The 5,461-nt window shown below is 68.3% G+C and carries 7 protein-coding genes; 3 read left to right on the top strand and 4 right to left on the bottom strand.

Annotated features, from left to right (window positions below):
- From D588_RS24820 to D588_RS0114105, 3 genes are all read left to right on the top strand, one after another.
- Window positions 1-242: rRNA adenine N-6-methyltransferase family protein (locus D588_RS24820; protein WP_304412390.1), on the top strand; the 242-nt coding region annotated here is incomplete at its 5' end.
- Between the two features lie 333 nt (window positions 243-575).
- Entirely contained in the window at window positions 576-959 is a 384-nt protein-coding gene (gene apaG, locus D588_RS0114110) for a Co2+/Mg2+ efflux protein ApaG (protein ID WP_010340000.1), read from the top strand.
- Window positions 959-1,882 carry a symmetrical bis(5'-nucleosyl)-tetraphosphatase gene (locus tag D588_RS0114105; protein ID WP_017916442.1) on the top strand — a complete coding sequence of 308 codons (924 nt, stop codon included), beginning with the start codon at window positions 959-961 and terminating at the stop codon, window positions 1,880-1,882. Before apaG ends, D588_RS0114105 begins: the two co-directional genes overlap by 1 nt.
- 128 nt (window positions 1,883-2,010) lie before the next feature.
- Here D588_RS0114105 and D588_RS0114100 read toward each other — a convergent pair whose 3' ends face one another.
- The 4 genes from D588_RS0114100 to D588_RS0114085 all read right to left on the bottom strand — a co-directional run bounded on the left by D588_RS0114100 (window position 2,011) and on the right by D588_RS0114085 (window position 5,404).
- Window positions 2,011-2,517, bottom strand: coding sequence for a dihydrofolate reductase (locus D588_RS0114100; protein WP_026143717.1), 507 nt, complete (start codon window positions 2,515-2,517; stop codon window positions 2,011-2,013).
- 92 nt (window positions 2,518-2,609) lie between these two features.
- Complete coding sequence (locus D588_RS0114095; protein WP_026143716.1) at window positions 2,610-3,404, bottom strand: thymidylate synthase; 795 nt, start codon at window positions 3,402-3,404, stop codon at window positions 2,610-2,612.
- Window positions 3,401-4,309: a prolipoprotein diacylglyceryl transferase gene (gene lgt / locus D588_RS0114090; protein ID WP_017916439.1), complete on the bottom strand. Its 909-nt coding sequence runs from the start codon at window positions 4,307-4,309 to the stop codon at window positions 3,401-3,403. The genes D588_RS0114095 and lgt overlap by 4 nt, the downstream gene beginning before the upstream one ends.
- A 603-nt stretch (window positions 4,310-4,912) precedes the next feature.
- Window positions 4,913-5,404: a TPM domain-containing protein gene (locus D588_RS0114085; RefSeq protein ID WP_017916438.1), complete on the bottom strand. Its 492-nt coding sequence runs from the start codon at window positions 5,402-5,404 to the stop codon at window positions 4,913-4,915.
- Window positions 5,405-5,461: the final 57 nt, after the last annotated feature.

Raw genomic sequence — 5,461 nt, 5'->3', positions numbered from 1 at the left:
TGGATTCGGCCGTAGTGCGGCTGGTGCCGCGGCCGCCGCAGACGGTGGGCATCGCCGATCCCAAGCGCTTCGCCGACGTGGTCCGCGCCGCGTTCGGGCAGCGCCGCAAGACCCTGCGCAACGCCTTGAACGGCGTCTGCGATGCCGCGCAATTCGAGGCCGCGGGCGTGCGTCCGGACGCGCGCGCCGAGCAGCTCGAGGTCGGCGACTTCGTGCGCCTGGCCAACATCGCGCACGCCTGAGCGGACGTCCCGCGCGGCGCGCGCATGCATGCGTGGTGCGAACCTCTGCGCACGCGTTGCTCCGCTCCTTGCATGTCGGCGCAGGCGTCGCCGACCTGCGCCGTAGACATGGTGAGGACGGCGCCGCCTCGACACCGCAGCGTGGCAAGCCGCACAACACAGACTGCCACCGCGAACGACAGCCCTCCTGCGCACTGCCCGCGGCAACAACAGGCCCGCACGGGCGGCTCGCGCAGGCGGCAGCCAGGGCCACTGCCACGCGCCAGCGACCTCGCGATGGAAACCGCTGACGCATCTCGCCTCAAACGGCAAAACACGCTCTAAACTGTGGGGATGAACGATGACGCCCCCTATCGGATCGAGGTCGAAGTGTCGCCCCGATTCCTCGACGACCAATCGGCGCCGGAGGACGGACGCTACACGTTCGCCTACACGATCCGCATCCACAACCGCGGCCGCGTCGCCGCGCGCCTGATCGCCCGCCACTGGGAGATCACCGACGGCAACGGCCGCATCGAACGCGTCGACGGCGACGGCGTGGTCGGCGAACAGCCGCGGCTGCGCCCGGGCGAGGATTTCCGCTACACCTCCGGGCTGGTGCTGGAGACCGAACACGGCACGATGCGCGGCCATTACGACATGGAAGCCGACGACGGGACCCATTTCATCGCCGCGATCGCACCGTTCGTGCTGTCCGTCCCGCGGACCCTGCACTGATGGCGGTCTGGGCGATCGGCGACCTGCAGGGTTGCTACGACATCACCCAGCAGTTGCTGGAGAAGATCCGCTTCGATCCGGCGGTGGATCGGCTGTGGTTCTGCGGCGATCTGGTCAACCGCGGCGGGCAGTCGCTGGAGACCCTGCGCCTGGTGCACTCGCTGCGCGAGCACAGCGTGGTGGTGCTGGGCAACCACGACCTGTCGCTGCTGGCGATCGGCGAGCGCAGCCCGGACGAACAGCGCAAGGTCAATCCGGACCTGCAACGCATCGTGCTGGCCGAGGATCGCGACGAACTGCTGACCTGGCTGCGCATGCAGAAGCTGCTGCATGCCGACCGCCAGCTCGGCTGGATGATGATCCACGCCGGCCTGGCGCCGAAGTGGACCACCGCGCTGGCCGAGAAGCATGCACGCGAGGTCGAGCAGCAGCTGCACGGCAACGGCTACCGCAAGCTGTTCCGCAACATGTACGGCGACCGCCCGGCCTGGTCGCCGGGCCTGACCGGCTACGACCGCTCGCGCGCGATCATCAACCTGTTCACCCGCGCCCGCTACTGCACCCCGCGCGGGCGCATCGCGATCGAGGAAAAGGGCACGCCCGGCACCCAGGCGCAGGGTCTGTATCCGTGGTTCGAGGTGCCGGGGCGGGTCGAGCGCGACCTGAAGATCGTCTGCGGACACTGGTCGACGCTGGGCCTGACCATCACCCAGGGCGTGCACGCGATCGACACCGGCGCGGTCTGGGGCGGCAAGCTCACCGCGTTGCGCCTGGACAGCGAGGACCTGCAGGTCGTACAGGTCCCGGGCCGGCCGGTGCAGGGACCGCCGCCGGCGGCGCGCACCGCCACGCCGCGGCGGCGCAGCGCGCCTAACCGTGGACAACCGGCGCCGGCTGCCTCTGCTGCGCCCGAGCAGGAATAGGTCTAACGCGAAACGTTGCGGTTTCGCAGGAGCGGCTTCAGCCGCGACAGGCGTTCCCGGGAATGCGTGTCGCGGCTAAAGCTCCTACGGCAATCCCGGCATGTGCGCCGGCATCTGTCAGCCGCTGCTTACACCGCGCCAGCCCGGCGCCGGTAATCCACGAATTCGAAGGCCAGCGCATGCCGCGCATCCGCCGGATGCGCTTGCCGCGCCACCACCTCCCATTGCGCCGGATCGAACGCGGGGAAATGCGCATCGGCGCCGTCGACCACGGTGTCGACATGGGTGAGGTACAACATGTCGGCCAGCGGCAGGGTCAGGGCGAAGATGTCGCCACCGCCGATCACCGCCAGTTCCGTGGCGCCGGCTTCGCGCGCCGCGTCGATCGCCGCCTGCAGCGACGCCACCGCCTGCATGTCCGCGAATGGCACCTGCCCGGAACGGGTCATCACCAGGTTCAAGCGCCCGGGCAACGCGCGCCCCAGCGACTGCGCGGTCTTGCGCCCCATCAACACCGGCTTGCCCAGGGTCAGCACCTTGAATCGCTTCAGATCGTCCGGCAAGCGCCACGGCAGATCGTTGTCGCGGCCGATCGCATTGGCCCGGTCCAGCGCCGCGATCAGGCTCAACTGCAGAGGGTGGCGCGTAAGCGGCGCCACATCCGTCCCCGTCGCGACGGCGGCGCTCGCCGATTCCCGATTCCCCATTCCCGATTCCCAGCTGCTGCTCACACCGCCACCGGCGCCTTGATCGCCGGATGCGGGTCGTAGCCCTCGATGGCGATGTCGTCGTAGGTGAAGGCGAACAGATCGGTCACCGCCGGATTCAGACGCAGCTGCGGCAACGGCCGCGGCGTGCGTGCCAGTTGTTCGCGCGCCTGTTCGAAGTGGTTGGAATACAGATGCGCATCGCCCAGCGTATGCACGAAATCGCCCACGCCCAGGCCGGTGGCCTGCGCCACCATGTGGGTCAGCAGCGCATAGCTGGCGATGTTGAACGGCACGCCCAGGAAAATGTCGCCGCTGCGCTGGTACAGCTGGCAGCTGAGCTTGCCGTCGACCACATAGAACTGGAACAGGCTGTGGCAGGGCATCAGCGCCATCTGCGGCAACTCGGCCACGTTCCAGGCGCTGATCACCAGCCGACGCGAATCCGGATTGCGCTTGATCTCGTCCACCAGCCACTGCATCTGGTCGATCTCGCGACCGTCGGCACCGGTCCAGCGCCGCCACTGCTTGCCGTACACCGGGCCGAGTTCGCCCTGCGCGTCGGCCCACTCGTCCCAGATGCTGACCTTGTTGTCCTTGAGATAGGCGATGTTGGTCTCGCCCTTCAGGAACCACAGCAACTCGTGCACGATCGAGCGCAGGTGCAGCTTCTTGGTAGTGACCAGCGGGAAGCCGTCGTTGAGATCGAAGCGCATCTGCCAGCCGAACACGCTGCGCGTGCCGGTGCCGGTGCGGTCGGATTTTTCCGCGCCGCGCTCCAGCACGTGCTGCAGCAGGTCCAGGTACTGCTTCACTTGCTCACCTCCGGCGGCGGCACCGGCTGCAGCACCGGCGCGCTGCGCGAGCGCCACAGCAGGAACAGGCCGAGCAGGATCAGCGGGATGCTCAACTGCTGGCCGCGGGTCAGCCAATGGAACGCCAGGTAGCCGAGTTGCGCATCCGGCACCCGCACGAATTCCACGGCGAAGCGGAACACGCCGTACAGCAGCGCGAACAGGCCGGACACCGCATAGCGCGCCCGCGGCTTCATCGAGAACGTCCACAGCACCACGAACATCACCAATCCTTCCAGCGCCGCTTCGTACAACTGCGACGGATGGCGGGCATAGCGATCAAGCAGGCCCGCGGCGTATTGCTGCTGCAGTTGCGCGGCACTCTTCAGACTTTCCAGCGCCGGCGCATTGGCCACGCCGTCCTGTATCGGCGCGTGCGGGAAGATCACGCCCCAGCCGGCGTGGGTCAACTTGCCCCACAACTCGCCGCCGACGAAATTGCCGATGCGGCCGAAGCCCAGACCCAGCGGCACCAGCGGCGCGATGAAATCGACGGTGTCGAAGAAATGCAGGCGCGCCTTGCGCGTCCACCACAGGCAGGCCGCCAGCACGCCCAGCAGGCCGCCGTGGAAGCTCATGCCGCCGTCCCACACCTTGAAGATCAGCAGCGGGTCGGCCAGGAAATCGGATAGCGCGTAGAACAGCATGTAGCCGATGCGCCCGCCCAGCACCACGCCGAGCATCGCGTAGAACAGCAGATCGGAGAAGCCGTCCTCGTTCACCCCGGGCAGGCGCCCGGCGCGGATGCGGCGGCGGCCCAGCCACCAGGCCGAGATGAAGCCGGCCAGATACATCAGCCCGTACCAATGCACCTTCACCGGCCCGAACGAGAAGGCGATGGGATCGATCTGGTGGAGATAGGTCATGCGCAAACGTCGGCCGGGGGCAAAGAGTGCCTATTCTGCCACCGACTCCGCTGCTTGCCGCGCCTACGGACGGCGCAGCGGGTTAGCGCTTCATCTGCTGGCAGGCGCATGCGTCTGCCACTGACTCCGCTGCTTGCCGCGTCTGCGGACGGCGCAGCAGGGTGGCGCTTCATCTGCTGGCAGGCGCGCGCGTCTGCTACTGACTCCGCTAATTGCCGCGCCTGCGGACGGCGCAGCGGGGTGGCGCTTCATCTGCTGGCAGGCGCACGAACCTGCCACCGACCGACCCCAAGAAATATGCTCAGCCCAGCCGCCACGTGCCCCTCGTTGCTTGTGGGAGCGGCCCATGTCGCCTCCAGGCCATCAACTGCAACGAGCAGAGCCATCGTGTTCACTCCGGCGCTATCGCGTCGGGACTGAAGTCCCTCCCACCACACCACCCGTCGCACCCATGCAGGAGCGGCATCGCCCTGATGTGGGAGCGGCTTCAGCCGCGACGAGCAGAGCCATCAGGCCCCAGCCCGGCACTCTCGCCTAGGGACCGAAGTCCCTTCCACAACACCGCCGCCTCTGCTGGCAGCGCAAACCACCACAGCAGCACACTCAATCCAGTACATGCGGCAGATTCGGCAGTTCGTTCTCGCCCGGCTGACCCGGTTGCGCCGGGAAGTGCGCGGCCAGCAACGCGGACACCGCGCCGACGCCGGCGATCACCGCCTGTTCGGGTTGGCCCGCACGCATGTCGCGCTCGATCAGCGCGCAGACCTGGCGCCATTGTGCGGCGTCCACCCGCCCGTGCAGTCCACGGTCGGCGACGATCTCGATGTGGTGATCGGCCAGCAGCAGATAGATCAGCACGCCGTTGTTGGCCTCGGTATCCCAGGTGCGCAACTGTGCGAACGCGTGCTCGGCGCGCAGCCGCGGCGCCATGCCGCGCAACACCTGCGCCGGTGCCAGCCCCGATTCCACCGCGAACATCACCTGCCCGCGGTGCAGGCGCTCGCCCTCGGCGATCGCCGCGCCGATGCGCTGCAGGCTGGCCGCCGGGAACAGGCGCTGTGCGGACGGCGCGAACAGGTGCCGGAGCAGGCGCATCACCAGCTCCCCGAGGCGCCACCGCCTCCGGAACTGCCGCCACCACCGCCCCAGCCA

Source organism: Xanthomonas sp. SHU 308 (assembly GCF_000364645.1).
Lineage (GTDB): Bacteria > Pseudomonadota > Gammaproteobacteria > Xanthomonadales > Xanthomonadaceae > Xanthomonas_A > Xanthomonas_A sontii.
This window is presented reverse-complemented; position numbering and strand designations above follow the sequence as displayed.